We start from the raw sequence: 18874 nt of genomic DNA on the forward strand, positions 1-18874 counted from the left end.
ATTATTGGTTTTGAGTCTGCTAAAGCGGAGAGGGGACATTTATGAAAAAGACAAAAGTACTGATATGTGATGATCAAGGAAAGGTTTTGACAGAGATTAGAACAATGCTGCGTAGAATATACGGAGATATGATAGAGATAGAAACCACTAGGATACCGGAACAACTTCTTGCGTGGTGGGAGGAGCATCCAGGCAGTGCGGCGGATATATTATTGATGGATATAGAGTATCCATACGCCGACAAAGACGGGATAGAAATAGCAAGGGAACTCCAGTTACGTTATCCAAGCCTAAAGGTTATATTTATAACAGGCCTGGTACGGTATGCGCAGGATATCTTTTATGCGATACCGAGCGGCTTTCTTGTAAAACCAATCGATGAGATGAAGATGAGGAATGTGATGGATAAACTTCTGGAGCAGATATCTTTATCGGAGGAAAATATTGTTGCTCTTAGGCGGCATGGCAATGTGGTGAAAATTGCGTCCGAATCTATACGTTATATAGAAAGTGATGGGCATAATATTGTCGTTTATACAAATGACTATGCTGAGAGCTTTCGCATGAAGTTATCTGATTGTAACAGCTTCCTGCCGGAGGAAAGATTCTGGAGAATCCATCAAAGCTACATTGTAAGTGCAAAGCACGTTAAAAAGATGACGAGTAAAGGGCTGGAGTTGTGGGATGGTATCCGGCTCCCGGTGGCAAGGAGTAAGTATAAAGATATCAGGAATAGATTGTTTAATACAATAGAGAGTCAAAAATAAGAAGGAATATAATACCAAATTTGAACAAAACACTGCCAATTTTGCCGGTTTTAAAAAGAATGGATGCATTAGAAAAGGTAGATTGATATAATCAGACGAAGAAAACTCTTACGGAAGATGTAAAAAAAAGTAATGGGTTGAAAAGCTATGCGATGAAATCAAGGAGGACGTTCTAATGAGAACAAGACAAGAAAAGAATTTGGTAAGCCGGATACTTGGACTGAGCATTGTGACGGCTCTTGCCCTCGGGTCAATCGGAATGCAGGTTAGGGCAGAAGAGGGAGAGAGTCCTTCGGAAATTAGTGGGCAGGAGATTGCAGGGCAGGAAACAAATGATTCCGCAACGGATATATTGGATTCCAGTGAAGCATTGGCAGCGGTGGCAACGTATACCAGTTTCTCGGAAGATAAGATTACAGGGGTGGTTACATTCGATCCAACGGTAACTTATTATGATATACAGGGAAATGAAGTGACCAGTGTTAATGCGGGAGATGAGGTGTATATGGAGATTTCTTATACAACGACTGGTATTCCCGCTGGAGTTCTTTATAGTACGACATATGAAGTTGGTTATTCTTCGGAAGTGGGTCGAACTGACTTAAGCTGGAAAGGAAATGATAGCGAACCTTTACCTTCATGGTATAAAGGAACTTCGGGAGGGTTATGGAAGCTGTGGATATCTCCTGGTATGCAGGCATCTCAAATTCATATGATTATAACTATGCATATACCTACTGAAGAATTTGCAGAAGGCTGGACGCCTCAATCAGAGCAGGAAGGCGGATTTTATTATAGGGAATTTAGTATTGATAAAGTAGTTGGATCGCTGACAATTAACGTAGGCACCGAAGGAGTAGAAGAACCCATAGGCCTTATCATAAATAACTCAAAGGTATTCTATTATGATGTGCAGGGGAATGCAATTACCAGTGCTAATCCGGGAGATGTAGTGTATGCAACTACTACTTGGGAGGTTGAGGGAGGAGCAAGAGGCTTGTTCATAAATTCTGCATTTGGCTCGACCACTAGCGGTAAAGAGGCTGTTTTGGAATACGTAGGTTATAGCCAGTACCCGGAATGGGTGTCGAATGATGTATTTGGTTTATGGAAAATAACTATATCAAAAGATATTAGTACTCCTAAGCTGGAATGTGCGGTACATGCGCGTCTGAGCGAAAAAAGTATTGATTTCACATGGCCGCCAGAGGGACAGCGTGGCTGGTGGACCGAGAATGACTTTGGGAAAGAGTTTTGGATAGATAATGAGGAAAAATTCTACCTCACTATCAACGGTGTAACTGGTAATGATAGTTCCCCTGTCTGGAAGCAAGAGATTATACAAGGCACAACTCCTTCAGAACCAATAACAGAAGGTGTTACCACCAATAGGGTACAAATCGCTGATGGAACAACTCTGGAATCAACCGTTGGCGGTGTCTATGCAGCGAACTCTGTGAATGGAATTGCTGTTACCACAGAATATGCGGCAGTAGCTTCTGCAGCAGGACTTTCTGCAGAGCAGATAGCGGCAGGAACGAATGTAAGATTCTATTTCTGTGATAGCTATAATAAAGCAGCGAAGGAAATGCTGCGCGGTGTTGCGGAATCATCAGGGAAACAGGTGGCAGCTTATCTTAATGCGGATTTGTACACCATCAGTAAAGCAGGCGCAGTAACAAGTGTAAGACAGACCTCTGACTCAGTAAATCTGGTGTTTGGTATACCGAATACATTTGTAGGAGAAGGCCATGCCTTTTCACTTATCTTAATTAAACCTAATGGTGAGACAGTAGTGCTAAATGATTTGGATAACGACCCGAGTACCATTACGGTAGAAACACAGTTTTTTGGAGCATATGTCCTTGTGTATTAAAGAATAGTAAATGGTTATTTTATGAGGTTGTGAGGGCGTAAATTTTCCTGTGTCTCAAATGACATCAAGTATCTGGAATTGAATTAGATATGTAAAATTCTTGTTAGTTATAGGTGAATTTTTGTGTCGAATTTATTTTCTTATTTTATAGTCTGTGCGGATAAAGAAATTTTATACATTTCTACATGAAAAGTAATCGATAATTGAAAAGCAACTTTTCGTGGACGCTGCCCACACCCGACCTCCGAAATAAAAATGGAAAATATGTTTATCTTGGAATATTCTGGTTAAACTATAATTATCGGTGAAATAAGATATATGTGGATCGGCAGGTAGCTTTGCGGGCAGCCTGCCGATTTTTTCTATTTACAGATATTCGCTAATCCGTTCACCATACAAGAGGAGAAGCTGACTTAAGACTAAGTCCCAGTTACGATAACGTTGCGTCCACTTCTTCTTTACATTCTGAGTCGCCAGGTACAACATTTTTTCCAAGGAAGTATCATTGGGAAAAACACTTTTTGTCTTGGTTACCTTACGAAACTGTCGATTTACTCCTTCTATGATATTTGTCGTATACATTATCCTGCGGATATCTTCGCTGAACTGAAAAAAGGGGCTTACAACATCCCAATTCTGTTCCCAACTTGCGATCGCATACGGATATTTTTTACCCCAGATTTCTTTCGCTCCTTCTAATTCAGAAAGGGCGGCTTCTTCGGTGGGTGCCTTGTATACTGCTTTAAAGTCAGACGCAAACTTCTTGATGTCTTTATAGGATACATATTTGAAGGAATTGCGCAGCATGTGGATGATACACCGTTGTACTTGTGCCTGCGGATAGGCCGCAGCGATTGCTTCTTTAAATCCGTTAAGTCCATCTACACAAAAGAAGAGCACTTCTTGGACACCACGATTCTTTAAATCATTTAACATACCCAGCCAGAACTTAGAGGATTCATTTGCCCCGATGTTGATGCTCAGGATGTCTTTGTTCCCATCTAAACTTACGCCTAGTACCACATAAGCTGCTCGATTCAGGATTCGTCCATCTTCACGGATTTTGTAATGGATCGCATCCATGAAGACGAAGGGATAGATTGGCTCCAAGGGACGGGACTGCCATTCTTTTACTTCGGGCAGAAGCTTATCCGTGATCTTGCTGACCATTTCGGCTGATACTTGAATTCCATACAAGTCTTCAATCTGATCATGGATATCGCGGGTGGTCATGCCTCTGGCATAGAGGGAGATGACTTTTTCCTCAATCCCCGAAATATCCCGTTGGTACTTAGGGACAATCTGGGGTTCGAATTCCCCATTTCTATCTCGGGGAATATCCAGTTGTACTTCTCCATACTGACTCTTTACGGTTTTGGGAGAATATCCATTGCGCTTGTTGTCCGAGTCCATATGCTCCTTATTATTTTTTTCATAGCCAATTGAAGCATTCATTTCCGATTCTAATAGTTCCTGCAGCATATCTTTAAAACTGTCCTTAAATAGGGCATAGATATCACTGGGACTATTAATGTCGTTATCAGCAATAATTTGTTGTAATTGGTCCTTTGCAATAGCCATATAAAAAGCTCCTTCCTGAAAAAGAATTATTTATCTAATTCTTTCCAGAGAGAAGCCATTTATTTCCAAAGACACAACTTATTTTACACTACCGAGGTTGTCGCCTTCACGATTAAAAAGATGAGGTGACAGCCTCTTTTGTAATCCTCGCTTAGAGCAATAATTATCCCTGATTCCTAATGTTGTTTAACATTTCTCCGGGTGTGATTCCATAGTACTTTTTAAATACCTTATAAAAATGCCCTAATTCTTTGTATCCGGTCATTTCGGCGATTTCTTTGATTGCAACATCCGTAAGTAAAAGTTCTTTTGCCTTTTTCATTCTCAGCCCGGTAATATAGCCGGAGAACCCGGCTCCGGTTTCTGATTTCAATACTTTACTCAGATATTCCTTACTGATATAAAAGTTTTCTGCGGTTTTTTCCAAGGATATATTTTCCGTATAGTTTGATTCTATGTATTTACATATTAGTTTTATATCGATTTTGTTCTTTTCTTTTTTCAGGTGTTCCATTTTCATAATAGCCTTGATGAACAGAGCTCTTATAGACTGTATCATTTCATGAAAGGAAAAATTGCTTGAAAAAACATAGGAACCGGCTTTTTCATCCATGATTTCATTGAAGGAATAGCCGCATTCCGAGATAAACTTTTGCAGCATATTATGGAAGTCAAAATGTATATAAATAGCAATATTTTTTGAGGGGCTGTCCCCTTCTGATCGTATAACTAAAGCTTCCAGTGTCTCAATTCTATTCTGTAACAAATCTAAATTATTAGCTTTTAAGGACTCATAGATAGAAGTCCTTAAATCGGTGTAGTCCGTAAACCAGCCGACATGTAAAACTCCTTGCAGGCTTAAGTCTTTTGTGCTGTCGGAGACTTGCTCCTGGTTTAATTCTTTGATGCAGCGCTCTAATTGGGCATTGAGTTCCTCTGGTTTAACCGGTTTTAATAAATAATCAATCGCCTGTAATTGTACAGCATTTCTGACGAATTGGAAATCGTCATAACCGCTAACAAATATTACTTTAGCATGACAGTCCCTTTTGCGTAATGTGTCAATCAGGGTCAAACCACTCATATTAGGCATTTTTACGTCAGATATGATAATATCCGGATTAAGGCTTACGACCAGTTCCAGGCCATATTCACCATCGGAAGCCTCCGCAATGATTTCAATTCCCAACTCGTCCCATTTGCCGATATAACGAAGGACATCCCGGGTCCAACTCTCATCGTCGATTAATATTGTCGTGTATTTTCCGTTTCGCATAATTCTTTCTTTCCCAGCAGTTTTGTTTTTATTGTTATCGTTGTGCCCTCATTTTGATTACTTTGAATTCTCAAACCATATTCAGGACCGGACATGATGCGGATTCTTGAATGAACATTGCTTAGTCCGATATGAGAAGAAGAGTTTAATGTTTCCTTATTGCCTGAATCTAATGAAGTGCGGATTATATCGAGTTGTGTGGAATCCATACCGAGACCGTTATCGGAAACAGTAATGATTAAGCTGTCTGATGCGATATCTTCATAAGCGTTAAGCTGTATTTTCCAATCCTCGTTTTTTTTATTAAGTCCATGCTCAAGACAATTTTCAACAAGAGGCTGCAGAATTAGTTTCGGTATATATGACTGCATTGCCCGTGGAGAGATTTCTGTCTCAAATTGAAGCCGATGGTCAAATCTGTTATTCTGTATTGAAATATAACTTTTTAAATAAGTAATTTCTTGTTCAAGCGTAACGGATTCCCGCTCGAAACTGATTGCATACCGCAGTATGTCACTTAATGCTGTTACAACGGGATATATATGCTCGCTCTTTCCTGACAGGGACATTCCTCCGATGACTTGCAATGTATTATATAAAAAATGAGGATTGATTTGTGCCTGCAAAGCTCTGAGCTGTGCGTTTCTTTTTTCTATTTCACGTTGGTATTCCTGAGTGACCAGTTCCTGATTACGGGTCATCATATTTTCAAAGCTTTCCTGAAGCAAGCCGATTTCATCATTTCGATTTATTGGAACATCCGCAGCAAAATTATGAATATCTGTTGTCTGCATTTTTTTGCTCAATGTAATGATAGGCTTACTGATTATTTCGGAAAATAAGACGGATAATAATGCCGCTGCAAGCAGAGAAAATATCATAATGATAAATGCGATTGTAACAGTATCTTTTAATTGATTCCTGATTAATTGATCAGGCACTATATAAAGCAGGTTTAATTTTCCCTTGTTAATTGATTCGTAAAAATAAAAATGATTGTTTTCAGCAAAAATACCGGAGGGCTCTTCTTTTATTCGCTGCATTATATCGATATAATTATTCTGAACTGATACATTTTGATAATTACCGAGTTCTGCGAGAATCAAATCCTCATCATTGAAAAGAATAGCGCTTTCACCTTCTTCGATATTCTTTTGTATGGTGTCTGTAAATGAATGTTTATTCAAACGGATAACCAATACTGCTATTTTTTTACCTGTAGTGAATTCATTAATTTGGTGCATTACAACGAAATCGGAACCGTCTCTTCTGACGACAATATTGGATTGTAAAGCAGTATCTCTTGAATTCCAGACTGTATCCATTTTATCCCATGTACCATTTTGGAAACTTTTTCGAGTTGCTATGTATCCGTCTCCGGTCAGATAATTATATATTTCAACGGAAATTATATTGGCATCGGTATTCAGCGCATCTTCAAAATTATTTCGAATATCAGGCAGAATACTGTCAATTGAATTGTTGCCGATCACCCAGGAAATAAGACCTTGTTTGATTTTCTTGTTGATTTCAAATGAATAGAACAAATCGGCATATCCGCCTAATTCCGTAGTTAGTTTATCGTTCATCCAATTCATGCCAAGGATTCTCGTTTGTATTAATTGATTTTGCATATTCTTTTGAGATATATTTAATGTAAAATAGGCCAGCAATAAAATAGGAATCATTGATATTAAGAGCATTGACCCCAAAATTCTTTTTTGAATGGATATTTTATGATTTAATATTTTAATGCGCTCTTTCTTCATGATATATACCTTCTCCGAGTTGGGATGTTTTAAGAAGTAAGCTCTTATCTCTGTTTTATATAGTGATTATTATATCCAAGCGAGTAAGAGATGTAAATAGATTTGCGTTTTATGGCAGGGTTTGATGTTAAAAATGCACAATATTAAAAATGTACAATAAGAGAGAACCGTTTATGACAATGAAATTTATCCAAAGAAATAATATAATTGCATTGTAACTTAGGCAAAGTGTTCAAAGTGAGAAGTTGTTTTAGAAGGAGGATTACTATAGTGAAAAAGAAATTAGTATCAATGATGTTGTTACTGGCCATGACGCTAACGGCATGCGGTAATGGCGGGGAAAATACTTCGGCTGACAGTAAAGCGGGCGAGGTGGAAGAAACGGCCTCTGTAGAAGAGGTTTCTTCAGAAACTGCTCCTGCTAAGGAGGTTGAGCTTAATATCATGATGAGCTTTCCTCAGTATATGGATCAATGGGAAGATTACTGCGACCAGTTTGAGGCGAAGATGCTGGCAGAAGAAAATGTTAAAGTTACTATAAATCTTGAGATGCCCAGCGCGGACCAATATGATAGTATTCTTCAGGCGAGGTTGACCGGCGATGATACACCGGACTTATTTACAATTCAGGCCAACAATATTCAAACATACGCAAATGCAGGATATTTAACAGATTTGACGAATGAAGAGAGCATTGCAAAAGTATATGATAATGTAAAAGAGACCGTTACAGTTGATGGGAAAGTAATGGGAGTTCCAATTGAAAGTACGGCATGGAGTGTTTTGTATAATAAGCAGATGTTTGAAGATGCCGGAATTACGCCGCCTGAAACGTTGGATGAGCTGAAAGCAGTTTGTGTGGCATTGCAGGAAAAGGGTTATACCCCTTTTATGTTAGCGTTTCAGGAACAGTGGGTTCCGCAGCTTATGACAGCGGTAACACTCGGCGGGAAAACGACAGGAGATATTCCTGACTGGTTGGAGCGCATGTATAAAGATGAAGCTTCCTACGAGGAGGTTAGAGAAATCTTTGATGTTATCAATTTGATCATGGAAAATGGTACCAAGCGTGCGATGGAAGAAGGGTCGGAAGTCGGAGCCGCAGATTTTGCCAATGGAGCCGCGGCAATGTTTGTTCAGGGAACTTGGTCGGCAAATACGATAATGACAACGAATCCCGATATGCAGCTAGGGGTATTTGCATTACCTGTCAACAATAATCCGGAATGTACCAGGATTAATCTCGCTACCTCTACGGTATTAGGAGTATATGCCAATGGTCTTGAAAAAGAAGTGGCCATAAAATTTGCAAATTATGTTTTAGACGATAACGATTCATCGGCATTGTTCCAGGCTTGTGGATTTAATCCGATCTCTTCCATTCATGCATTTGAAACGGCATCATGGGTACAGGATGCATATAAGTATGTGGAAGAGGGCCGTTCTTATCAGGATCTGGTGCTTCCATCTTCGGTAACAGATGAGCAAGGCAGGCTGCTTCAGGAATTGTATGTTGGAAGTGTGGACATTGATGGAATTATAGAGCGTCTTGACGGTGCATTTAAAGAAGCAAATGAACTTTCTAAATAAGAGTAAGAGTGTGTGATTTCTCAAGCGTGCGGAAACATCTCTGCACGCTTGAAATAACTTATTGGAAATACAGCACATGAAAAGAAGAGGTACTTTATATGCAAAGTAAAAGGAAACAAAATTTTAGTCTGATTATGTTTGCGTTGCCGGCCTTGGTCGTATATGCGGTATTCAAACTTTATCCGGCAGTTACCGGTATATTTTATTCAATGACAAATTGGAATGGGCTGAGTAAAGAATATGATTTTATTGGGTTGAAAAACTTTCGTGAGATGTTGTCGGATGATTATTTCTGGCAATCCGTGATATTTACGATTAAATATGTAGTAGTATTGCTGGTTATTGCAAATGTCATGGCTTTGGTGCTGGCGGTTACTGTTGAGTCGGTCAAAAAAGGAAAGGGATTTTTCAGGACAATTTTCTGCCTTCCTAATATGATAAGCATGATCATAGGCGGATACATGTGGCGATTTATTTTTTATAAAGTACTTTACTATATGGCAGATAATTGGGGATGGAAGTTCCTGGATCAGTCTTGGGTGGGAGATACCCGCTATGCGTTTCTGTCTATTATCATCGTTGCTTCATGGGGATGTGTCGGTTATCTGATGATTATATATATGGCAGGATTGCAGGGCGTACCAACTCATTTATTGGAAGCGGCTGAATTGGACGGAGCAAATGGATGGAAAAAGTTTTGGAATGTAACTTTTCCTCTAATACAGCCAGCGTTGACAGTTTGTTTGTTTTGGACGTTAAACTCATCCTTCCAGGTATTTGACGTTATTTATTCGTTGACGGGCGGAGGCCCCGGAAGGGCGACACAATCAGTTGCGGTTAATATTTATGAAGAGGCCTTCAGAGGAAATATAAGATATGGATATGCTACGGCAAAGTCAACCGTCCTGTTTTTAATTATCCTGATTATTACTGCGATTCAGCTAAAGACAACACAGAGTAAGGAGGAAGAATTATGAGAGGGAGCAGGAAACACTATCAGATATTTATCACGTTATTGTTAATCATAATAGGGTTATTCACAAGCTTTCCGCTGATATTGGCTTTCATTAATTCTTTCAAGTCAAATGGCGAGCTGCTCAGCAATGTGCTTTCGCTTCCGAGTAAATTATATTTTGATAATTATATAAGATCCCTGGAGAAGATGTCTTATTTCAGGAGCTTGGGAAATACGGTATTTCTCGCGGTCTTGGCTGTATTTTTTATGGCATTGTTTTCCTCGCTTGCCGGCTGGAAAATGTGCCGTACAAAAACACGTTTATCGAAATTTTTGTTTGCGATGTTTGTGTTTTCCATGCTTATTCCTTTTAGTTCCATTATGATTCCTTTGTATAAGGTAGTTTTAGCGCTGGGAATTAAGAATTCATTGATCGGCTTGGCATTGATATATGCAGGCTTGGGTGAAAGTATGGCAATTTTCATTTATTACGGATTTGTAAAAGGTATCCCTGTTGAAATGGAAGAAGCTGCGGCGATAGACGGATGTAATTCCATACAGACTTTTTTTCTGGTCGTATTTCCGATGCTGAAGGCAACAACTGCCACTGTTTGTATTACCAATATGCTGTGGGTATGGAATGATTTTCTTTTGCCCCTTATTATTATTTCTGATAATAAAAAGTACACGTTGCTGTTATCTACCAATACTTTATTCGGACAATACAGCAGCGATTGGACAGCTATTTTGAGTGCCTTGATATTAGCGGCATTGCCGGCAATCCTTCTTTATGTAATTTTCCAGAAGAATATCATGAAAGGTATTGCAGACGGAGCGGTAAAAGGATAAAGGTTACGAGTTTCGAGGTAGTTCGATAGAAGATGCAGATGAGAAGAGATTAATGTGAAAATTAAAATTTTCACAGCATAATTTATTATGCTTGCAAATCTTGTGCCTAATATGTGCCCGCACATATGGCCCAAAGTTTGCAGGTGTTGGAAAGGCTTGGTTATTAGAATGATAAATGGTTTTTTATATGCCAAAGGTAAAAAAATATTTAATGAGAACGGGGAAGAAATTCTCTTAAAAGGCTGGGGGCTCGGTAATTGGATGCTGCAGGAAGGATATATGTGGAGCATCGACAGTGAGCGCTTTGACAGACCGCGCCGTATAGAGCAGGTTGTGGAACAATTAACAGGAAAAAAATATGCAGATGCTTTCTGGGTAAAATTTCGGGAAAACTATATAACGAAATCAGATATTTTAAAAATGGCAGAGCTTGGATATAATTCTGTCCGCATACCGTTCATGTATCGGCTTTTTATGGAAGAGGGTCCGGGAATCCGTTATAAAAAAGAAGGATTTCGGTTGCTGGATAATTGTCTTTCATGGTGTGAGGAGGCGGGAATTTATGCCTTTTTGGACTTGCATGGCGCTCCGGGAGGTCAGACCGGTGCCAACATTGATGATAGTATAGACAATGTTCCCCGTCTTTTTATTGATTCGGACAGTTGGGATAAGGCAATCGATTTATGGAAAACGCTGGCAGAACGATATAAAGACAGAGCGGTAGTAGGCGGATATGATTTATTGAATGAGCCGATCGCACCACCAAATACAGGAAATGGTAATTTTGATTATTTATTTCCTCAATTGACATTATTTTATGAACATGCAATTGCTGAAATCCGTAAAATTGATCAAAAGCATATGGTAAGTATTGAAGGCGCTCATTGGGCTGCAGATTTAAGTATATTCACCAAAAAATTTGATGAGAACATGGTGTTACATTTTCACCGGTATGCGGAAATTCCTGATATCAAATGCTTAGAAAAATATATTGATAAATCGAATGAATTGGATGTGGCACTTTGGCTTGGTGAGTCCGGAGAAAATATAAATGAATGGTATGCCGCTATCTATCCGTTAGCAGAGTCCGCCGGTATTGGATACAATCTTTGGCCGTGGAAAAAAATGGATTGTACGAATTCTCCGTATTCTGTTAATAGGCCAAAGGATTATCAAAAAGTATTGGACTATATTGGAGGGGGAGTACATCCCGGATTTGAAGCTGCCCGGAGAATTTTCGATGAATATTTGGAGAACTGCAAATTGGATAATTGTGCAGAACATACAGAAGTGACTAATCATGTGCTGCGCCATGCGCCCTTTAGCATGCGGGCCAGTGACTTTGACGAATATCCCGGAAGCGGAACATCCTTTAGCGGATACAGCGCAGAGAATGCAGAAATCAGTTATAGAAGCGGCTGCGGGATGAAATTAGTGGAATTGGAAGCTGCTAAAGCGAAACGGTATGTGTTTGATTGTCAGTGGGATCGCTATGGGGTAATTCTAAGTGATAGCGAGTTTGTATGTTATACGGTTGAGTCGGGACAGGAAGTTTGTTTAAAGTTAAAATTTGCAAAAGGTTATTCGGGTGGAATGCTTGGAGTTGGCAGAACGGATGATAGCAGCTTGAAAGAATTCGAGGTAAAGCCGGAATGCACAAAGCTGGAAGTAAAGTTATCCGGTGGTTGTGGAGCTGTGAAGATTATATCTATGAAAGGTACGGTTTGTCTTGAAAAATTAGAATTTTTATCTGAATTTAATAGGGCGAAACAGGCGATATAAAAAACCAGATTAAGTTTTCCTCATGGCATTAAAAGGTGGAATAAACAGAACTAAAGCTGAAAGATCTTATTATTTATAAGACTTTCAGCTGTTTAGTCCTGCTTTGTAACTGTTAAAGGAATTCAGGACAAGCAGGCGGTCATCGTAAGATAAGAGCTGGTTTGAGTAAAAAGACGATTACAAAATACAATGTGCCCGGTATTCCCCCGGCGACATTCCCGCATATTTCCGAAATACCTTGGCAAAATAGTTCCCATTTGAAAATCCGGTTCTCAGCGCAATATCATGTATCAAATCCTCTGTATCCAACAAATCATTCATAGCAGCCTGGATTCGCAGGTTCGTCAGATAGCGGACCGGGGGAATCCCCTGCTCCGTTTTAAAGCTGCGTGTCAGATGCTCTTGTGAAATCCCCAGCTTCTGGGCTATTTCGTCTACACCTTCCAGGGTGCTGTATTCCTTCAACATAATTTGAAGCGCCAGATTCACCACGGAGTTTTGGACGCCGGCGGTAGAATGTTCCACCTCCCTCAGAAGACGGCATAAGAAGAGATACAAAAACTCCTGCCCTTCATATTTTTCCAACCGGTCTCCGCATATCAGCTTATGGTGCAGCTTTAAATATTGAGTGATCGGATGAGAGTTGGGGTCCAGAGAAAAGACGCAGCCACAGAGAGAGTCCAGCTTTTGAAAAAATGGAGCGGCAGTATTTCCATCGAAATGCAGATATAAAAACGTCCAAGGCTCAGCAGAGTCCTTGCCCAGATAATAGCGGGTCTTCTCCGGTATTCTTGTCAGAAATCCTACGCCTTCGGAAAGACAATATCTTTCTCCGTTTTTTTCAAACCATCCTTTTCCTGATAACGTATATTGAAATAAATATCCACGGTACGTGTCCCGTTTTTCATTCGAGAAATCATAGTCCTCACGGAAACGGGATTCAATGCCGCCGTCCATAATAATTAACGGCTGGTCGGCCATATCATCGGTATTCAGTAAACCAAAATGTCCAAAATTGTATTGCATCAAAAAAATACCCCTGCTTATCAAGAAACTATTCTTTTATAACCTATTACTTTCAACTATAATTGATTGGAAGAAGAAAATCAATAAGAATGAAAGAAGAATGACAAAATCAAAAAAATACCTGATTTGTTAAGGGCGGCGGTGTGAGAAATATATTTTTTATATCATAGGAAATACCTTGTTGTTTTAGCGTGTGAAGGTGCTGCCTCCTATGATATAAACACTCGTGTTACCCTTCGGGCCAACGATGCGCAGCTGCGTGCGCGGAACAAAAGCTGTGCTTACGTCCAAGTTTGCGGGTATTAAAAACATGGAGGAACAGTATGAATAAGAACAACTTTGCAGCACTTCCGCCGATGGGATGGAACAGTTATGATTACTATGATACGACGGTAAATGAAGAGCAGGTAAAAGCAAATGCAGATTATATGGCGGCCAACATGAAGGAATATGGATGGGAGTATATCGTAATCGATATTGAATGGTATTCCCATAAACCGGGCTCCATGAGAGATAAGTTCCAGTATATTCCGTTTGCAGGTGTAGAGATAGATGAATATGCCAGATTACAGCCTGACCCGGAGCGGTTTCCATCTTCGGCAGGAGGTACGGGCTTCAAACATCTGGCAGATTATATACATAGCCTGGGATTGAAATTTGGTATTCACATCATGCGCGGTATTCCCCGTACTGCTGCTCACGCACACAGTAAGGTACTTGGTACTGATTTGACCGCTGACATGGTGGCGAACCCGTCATCTATCTGCGGTTGGAATCCGGATATGTACGGTGTACGCAATATAGAAGCAGGACAGGCCTACTATGATTCACTGCTGGAGCTTTATGCGTCATGGGGAGTGGACTTTATCAAATGTGACGATATATGTAATACGAACATGTATGTGACGAATCAGTATTCTGCACGCCATGAGATCGAGATGCTTTCAAAAGCGATAGAACGCTGCGGACGCCAGGTCGTTCTGTCCTTATCCCCGGGGCCTGCCCTGATTGACAAGGCATGGCACTATGAGAAGCATGCAAACATGTGGCGCATTACAGATGATTTCTGGGATAACTGGGATTTGCTTAAGGATATGTTCCATAGATGTGAACTGTGGGAGAATCAAGTGTCTAAAGGCTGTTACCCGGACTGCGATATGCTGCCGCTTGGCTGGCTGGGAAAAGGTTTCGGAAAGGAACGCCGGACGGATTTTACCAAAGAGGAGCAGCGTACCATGATGACGCTCTGGTGTATCTTCGGTTCTCCGCTGATGCTCGGAGCGGAGATGACGAAAATGGATGACTGGACGCTTTCACTGCTTACGAACAAGGATATCCTCTCCATGCTTACGCCGGACTGCCGTCCGCATCAGCTTGCGCATGATGAAATGAAGGCGGTATGGACCGCATACAATGACCGGACAAAGGAACGGTTCATAGCACTGTTTAATCTGGCGGACGAGGAGATGGAGGTGTCCGTGGCTTTGAAGGATATTGACGAGACACTTCCGACAGGAGTTTCGCTGCTTGAATTGTGGACCCAAATAAGGACCAAGAGCAGTGATGGTAAGATTTCCTCCATTCTTCCGGCACACGGAAGCAGCGTATACAGGCTGGAATAATTGGGGGAAGCGGTTTTATAGTATATTTTAATATAAGGGATAAGGACTTAAATATTTCGACAGATGAAACGAGGAGGAAAAAGAGATGAAACTGGGTAAAGTGTCCGTAAGATGGCTGCTTTCCTTTTTAAAGAAGTACAGATGGCTTATGTTTTTGGGGCTTGCACTGACGACGGTAATTTCGGTTCTTGCAATTGTCAATCCCTACATAGCCGGCATGATCGTGGATGATGTTATTACGGGAGGGAATTATTCTCTGCTCCCGAAGCTTATTCTTGTTCTTTTGCTGGTGACTGCTGTGCGGGGTGTTTTAAGGTATTTTTATCAGGTGATTTTTGAGACATGCTCCCAGGGAGTCTTGTATGAGATGAGAGACAGGGTATACCGCAAGCTGCTGCAGGAGGACTTTGCCTTTTATAATAAGAAGAGAACCGGAGATTTGATGTCCAGACAGACCGGTGATATGGATGCAATCAGGCACTTCCTTGCATATGTCATTTATGCGGTCTATGAAAATGTGCTGCTGTTTGCGTTTGCTCTGGTTATGATTTTTACCGTAAATGTGAAGCTGGCTCTTTGTATGTTTGCTGTGCTTCCTTTTACCGCACTGACCACATACCTTCAGGCGAAGGAGGTCAGACCGGCTTTTCAGAGAAGCCGTAACTGTTTTTCCGCATTGAATTCCTTTGTGCAGGAAAATATCAGCGGTAACCGGGTGGTAAAGGCGTTTGCAAAAGAAGATTATGAAATCGGTAAGTTTAACAGACAGAATGATGAATTTCGTGCCGCACAGGTAAAGGCTTCCAAGATATGGATGGTCTATCTTCCTTTCTTCGAAATGCTGTCCAACGCGCTTACCATTATACTTATGCTGTATGGCGGCTATATGGTTATTAACGGTGAAATTACGCTGGGAAATATGGTGACGGTTAATGGATATCTCTGGATGCTGACCGTACCGCTGCGTATGGCTGGATGGTGGGTCAATGATATTCAGAATTTCCGCACCTCGTTGGAAAAAATATATGGCACCTATGTGGAGGAGCCGAACGTGAAGACTCCGGAAAACGGTACTATCCGCAAGCGTATGGAGGGAGCTGTGGAATTTAAGAATGTTTCCTACAGCGCCGATGATGAAGATATTGTAAACCATGTGAGCTTCAAGGCAGAGCCGGGACAGACCGTGGGGATTATCGGTCCTACCGGCGCGGGTAAATCCACGATTATGAACCTGCTGTGCCGGTTTTATGACACGACGGAAGGAGAAGTGCTGGTGGACGGCATCGATGTCCGGGAGCTGAATCTTTATGACCTGCGGGACAATATCGGAATGGCGATGCAGGATGTGTTCCTTTTCTCGGATACGATTGAGGGAAATATTGCCTATGCTAAACCGGACTGCCCGTTTGAGGATGTGAAGAAGGCGGCGATTATGGCAGATGCCAACCACTTTATTCAGCATTTGCCGGAAGGTTATGATACGGTAGTTGGTGAGCGGGGCGTGGGACTTTCAGGCGGACAGAAACAGAGAATCTCATTAGCAAGGGCTCTGCTTAAGGATCCGTCCATACTGATTCTCGACGATACCACCTCCGCGGTGGATATGGAGACCGAAAGCTACATACAGGAACAGCTTAATTCCGGAAAAATTAAATGTACGATATTCATTATTGCCTATCGGATTTCTTCCATAAAAGATGCAGATTTGATTCTGGTCATGGATGATGGAAGGATCATCGAAAGGGGAACCCATGAGCAGCTTTTGAAAAATCAGGGCTACTATGCGGAAACCTTCAAAAATCAGTATGGAGGATTCGGAACAGAAGAGGAGGTGGATAAGAATGGCACGAAATAAATACGATGTGGACGAAGTGCTGGAGGACCGATTCGATGTCAATCAACTAAAGCGTCTGGCCGGATATATCCGCCCTTATAGAAAACAGATGGCAGCAGTTATTTTCATGATGCTGACCGCCTCTGCGCTTGCCATGCTGATTCCACGGTTCCTCATGACAGTTATGGATGAATGCATTCCGCAGAAGGATATGAAGACAATAGGACTCTACAGCCTCTTCACCTTTTTGATTGCGCTGTATGTGTCGGTCAGCCTTCGGTTTAAAATAAAGATTACCAATGAAATCGGGCAGAATATTATACACAAACTGCGGTACGATATTTTTGCCCATTTACAGGAGCTGCCGTTTTCATATTATGATACGCGGCCTCATGGGAAGATTCAGGTTCGTGTGGTCAATTATGTGAATAGCTTAAGCGACCTGCTTTCCAATGGTATTATCAATACGATTACGGACTTATGTAATCTGGTATTCATTCTGTTTTTTATGCTGTGGATCAATGTACGGCTGACACTTATTTGCCTGTGCGGACTTCCGGTCCTGGTTCTGGTGGTGGTCTTAATTAAGAAGAAACAGCGGGTAGCCTGGCAGATTCAGAGCAACAAGCAGTCCAACTTAAACGCCTATCTGGCAGAGAGCATCAATGGAATCCGCGTGACCCAGTCTTTTACCAGAGAGAGCAGGAATACGGATATCTTCAATCAGCTGAGCAGAGGATATAGAGAGTCCTGGATGCGGGCGGTAAAGTTTAATTTCCTGATGGGGCCCAGCGTGGATATCATTTCCACGGTTACCACTGCTTTTATCTATGTGCTTGGAATACAGTGGATGCTTGGTGGGGACGGCGGAATTACGGTAGGTGTGCTGGTTGCCTTTACAGCTTATATCAGCCGTTTCTGGAATCCGATCAATACGCTCGCGAATTTTTATAACTCGCTTCTGACGGCGATTTCTTATCTGGAACGTATCTTTGAAACCATTGACGAAGAGGTGCAGGTCAAGGATGTGGAGGGAGCGATGGAGATGCCGCTCATTGAAGGAAAGATTCAGTTTAGGGACGTGGTCTTCGGGTATGAAGACGGGCAGATTATATTGGATCATATCGACTTCACAGCAAATCAGGGAGAGTCCTTCGCTATAGTAGGTCCTACCGGTGCAGGAAAGACGACGATTGTCAATCTGATCAGCCGTTTTTATAATGTAGGCTCCGGTGCGGTCTATATCGACGATGTGGATATTTCCAAGGTGACCATTCGTTCATTGAGGTCCCAGATGGGAATTATGATGCAGGACAGCTTTATTTTCTCCGGGAGCATTATGGACAACATCCGCTACGGTAATATGGAAGCCTCCGATGAAGATGTCATACGAGCTGCAAGAACCGTGTGTGCCCATGATTTTATTATGAAGATGGACAGCGGTTACCAGACGCAGGTAAATGAAAGAGGAAGCAGACTGTCTGCCGGACAGCGTCAGCTCATTTCGTTTGCCAGAGCGCTGTTGGCAGATCCTAAAATACTCATACTGGATGAAGCGACTTCCAGCATTGATACCGAGACGGAAATCGTGCTGCAAAGAGGACTGAAGGAGCTTTTAAAGGGCAGAACTTCGTTTATCATTGCTCACAGGCTTTCTACCATTCAGAATGCCGATTGCATCATGTATGTGGATCGGGGAAAGATATTGGAGCGGGGAACTCACGAGGAGCTTTTGGCTCTAAAAGGAGAATACAGCAATCTCTACTTATCTCAGTTCGACTTCTTAAAAAAATAATAAATATTATTGAAAGCAAAGGGTGACATACATCACAAATTTTCTTTTAGACAAGTGATGCACAGCTGCATGCACCAAGTAAAAGCTGTGCTGCCAGAGTATTTGGCCGCGAGAGTGTTCGAAGCACATCTTTGTTCGATTATTTAGGAGCT

General features: G+C 41.3%; 13 protein-coding genes. 9 read left to right on the top strand and 4 right to left on the bottom strand.

What is annotated here, in order from left to right; genetic code table 11:
- Nucleotides 1–41: 41 nt before the first annotated feature.
- Together CC90_RS0103005 and CC90_RS0103010 are read left to right on the top strand one after the other, a co-directional pair.
- Nucleotides 42–767: a LytR/AlgR family response regulator transcription factor gene (locus CC90_RS0103005; RefSeq protein ID WP_031389349.1), complete on the top strand. Its 726-nt coding sequence runs from the start codon at nucleotides 42–44 to the stop codon at nucleotides 765–767.
- A 175-nt stretch (nucleotides 768–942) separates the two neighbouring features.
- Entirely contained in the window at nucleotides 943–2643 is a 1701-nt protein-coding gene (locus CC90_RS0103010) for a hypothetical protein (protein ID WP_031389350.1), read from the top strand.
- A gap of 366 nt (nucleotides 2644–3009) precedes the next feature.
- Here CC90_RS0103010 and CC90_RS0103015 read toward each other — a convergent pair whose 3' ends face one another.
- From CC90_RS0103015 to CC90_RS0103025, 3 genes are all read right to left on the bottom strand, one after another.
- Nucleotides 3010–4224, bottom strand: coding sequence for an IS256 family transposase (locus tag CC90_RS0103015; RefSeq protein WP_031389351.1), 1215 nt, complete (start codon nucleotides 4222–4224; stop codon nucleotides 3010–3012).
- A 163-nt stretch (nucleotides 4225–4387) separates the two neighbouring features.
- Nucleotides 4388–5500: a response regulator transcription factor gene (locus tag CC90_RS0103020; protein ID WP_031389352.1), complete on the bottom strand. Its 1113-nt coding sequence runs from the start codon at nucleotides 5498–5500 to the stop codon at nucleotides 4388–4390.
- On the bottom strand, nucleotides 5470–7098 hold the full coding sequence (locus CC90_RS0103025; protein ID WP_165919323.1) for a sensor histidine kinase: 1629 nt from the start codon (nucleotides 7096–7098) through the stop codon (nucleotides 5470–5472). The genes CC90_RS0103020 and CC90_RS0103025 overlap by 31 nt, the downstream gene beginning before the upstream one ends.
- A 441-nt stretch (nucleotides 7099–7539) precedes the next feature.
- Here CC90_RS0103025 and CC90_RS0103030 point away from each other — a divergent pair, with 441 nt between their 5' ends.
- The 4 genes from CC90_RS0103030 to CC90_RS0103045 all read left to right on the top strand — a co-directional run bounded on the left by CC90_RS0103030 (nucleotide 7540) and on the right by CC90_RS0103045 (nucleotide 12445).
- Nucleotides 7540–8859 carry an ABC transporter substrate-binding protein gene (locus tag CC90_RS0103030; protein ID WP_051869260.1) on the top strand — a complete coding sequence of 440 codons (1320 nt, stop codon included), beginning with the start codon at nucleotides 7540–7542 and terminating at the stop codon, nucleotides 8857–8859.
- A 98-nt stretch (nucleotides 8860–8957) separates the two neighbouring features.
- On the top strand, nucleotides 8958–9836 hold the full coding sequence (locus tag CC90_RS0103035) for a carbohydrate ABC transporter permease (protein ID WP_031389355.1): 879 nt from the start codon (nucleotides 8958–8960) through the stop codon (nucleotides 9834–9836).
- Nucleotides 9833–10663 (top strand): carbohydrate ABC transporter permease, encoded by an 831-nt coding sequence (locus tag CC90_RS0103040; protein ID WP_031389356.1) that lies wholly within the window; start codon nucleotides 9833–9835, stop codon nucleotides 10661–10663. Before CC90_RS0103035 ends, CC90_RS0103040 begins: the two co-directional genes overlap by 4 nt.
- A 156-nt stretch (nucleotides 10664–10819) precedes the next feature.
- On the top strand, nucleotides 10820–12445 hold the full coding sequence (locus CC90_RS0103045) for a glycoside hydrolase family 5 protein (RefSeq protein WP_242843236.1): 1626 nt from the start codon (nucleotides 10820–10822) through the stop codon (nucleotides 12443–12445).
- A 177-nt stretch (nucleotides 12446–12622) separates the two neighbouring features.
- On the opposite strand, the gene CC90_RS0103050 is transcribed toward CC90_RS0103045, so the two are convergent.
- Nucleotides 12623–13471, bottom strand: a complete 849-nt coding sequence (locus CC90_RS0103050) for an AraC family transcriptional regulator (RefSeq protein ID WP_031389358.1) — start codon at nucleotides 13469–13471, stop codon at nucleotides 12623–12625.
- A gap of 323 nt (nucleotides 13472–13794) precedes the next feature.
- On the opposite strand from CC90_RS0103050, the gene CC90_RS0103055 reads away from it, so the two are divergent.
- The 3 genes from CC90_RS0103055 to CC90_RS0103065 all read left to right on the top strand — a co-directional run bounded on the left by CC90_RS0103055 (nucleotide 13795) and on the right by CC90_RS0103065 (nucleotide 18722).
- Nucleotides 13795–15093, top strand: a complete 1299-nt coding sequence (locus CC90_RS0103055; protein WP_031389359.1) for a glycoside hydrolase family 27 protein — start codon at nucleotides 13795–13797, stop codon at nucleotides 15091–15093.
- 85 nt (nucleotides 15094–15178) lie between these two features.
- Nucleotides 15179–16948 carry an ABC transporter ATP-binding protein gene (locus tag CC90_RS0103060; protein WP_031389360.1) on the top strand — a complete coding sequence of 590 codons (1770 nt, stop codon included), beginning with the start codon at nucleotides 15179–15181 and terminating at the stop codon, nucleotides 16946–16948.
- A complete protein-coding gene (locus tag CC90_RS0103065) occupies nucleotides 16935–18722 on the top strand; it encodes an ABC transporter ATP-binding protein (protein ID WP_031389361.1) in 1788 nt (595 codons plus the stop codon). Before CC90_RS0103060 ends, CC90_RS0103065 begins: the two co-directional genes overlap by 14 nt.
- Nucleotides 18723–18874 lie beyond the last annotated feature (152 nt).

Origin of the sequence: Kineothrix alysoides (genome assembly GCF_000732725.1) — a bacterium.
Lineage (GTDB): Bacteria > Bacillota > Clostridia > Lachnospirales > Lachnospiraceae > Kineothrix > Kineothrix alysoides.

What these genes read in the sequence shown, in the direction of transcription:
- CC90_RS0103005 (WP_031389349.1), top strand. Translation starts at nt 42, where the DNA reads ATGAAAAAGACAAAAGTACTGATATGTGATGATCAAGGAAAGGTTTTG.
- CC90_RS0103010 (WP_031389350.1), top strand. Translation starts at nt 943, where the DNA reads ATGAGAACAAGACAAGAAAAGAATTTGGTAAGCCGGATACTTGGACTG.
- CC90_RS0103015 (WP_031389351.1), bottom strand. Translation starts at nt 4,224, where the DNA reads ATGGCTATTGCAAAGGACCAATTACAACAAATTATTGCTGATAACGAC.
- CC90_RS0103020 (WP_031389352.1), bottom strand. Translation starts at nt 5,500, where the DNA reads ATGCGAAACGGAAAATACACGACAATATTAATCGACGATGAGAGTTGG.
- CC90_RS0103025 (WP_165919323.1), bottom strand. Translation starts at nt 7,098, where the DNA reads ATGAATTGGATGAACGATAAACTAACTACGGAATTAGGCGGATATGCC.
- CC90_RS0103035 (WP_031389355.1), top strand. Translation starts at nt 8,958, where the DNA reads ATGCAAAGTAAAAGGAAACAAAATTTTAGTCTGATTATGTTTGCGTTG.
- CC90_RS0103040 (WP_031389356.1), top strand. Translation starts at nt 9,833, where the DNA reads ATGAGAGGGAGCAGGAAACACTATCAGATATTTATCACGTTATTGTTA.
- CC90_RS0103050 (WP_031389358.1), bottom strand. Translation starts at nt 13,471, where the DNA reads ATGCAATACAATTTTGGACATTTTGGTTTACTGAATACCGATGATATG.
- CC90_RS0103055 (WP_031389359.1), top strand. Translation starts at nt 13,795, where the DNA reads ATGAATAAGAACAACTTTGCAGCACTTCCGCCGATGGGATGGAACAGT.
- CC90_RS0103060 (WP_031389360.1), top strand. Translation starts at nt 15,179, where the DNA reads ATGAAACTGGGTAAAGTGTCCGTAAGATGGCTGCTTTCCTTTTTAAAG.
- CC90_RS0103065 (WP_031389361.1), top strand. Translation starts at nt 16,935, where the DNA reads ATGGCACGAAATAAATACGATGTGGACGAAGTGCTGGAGGACCGATTC.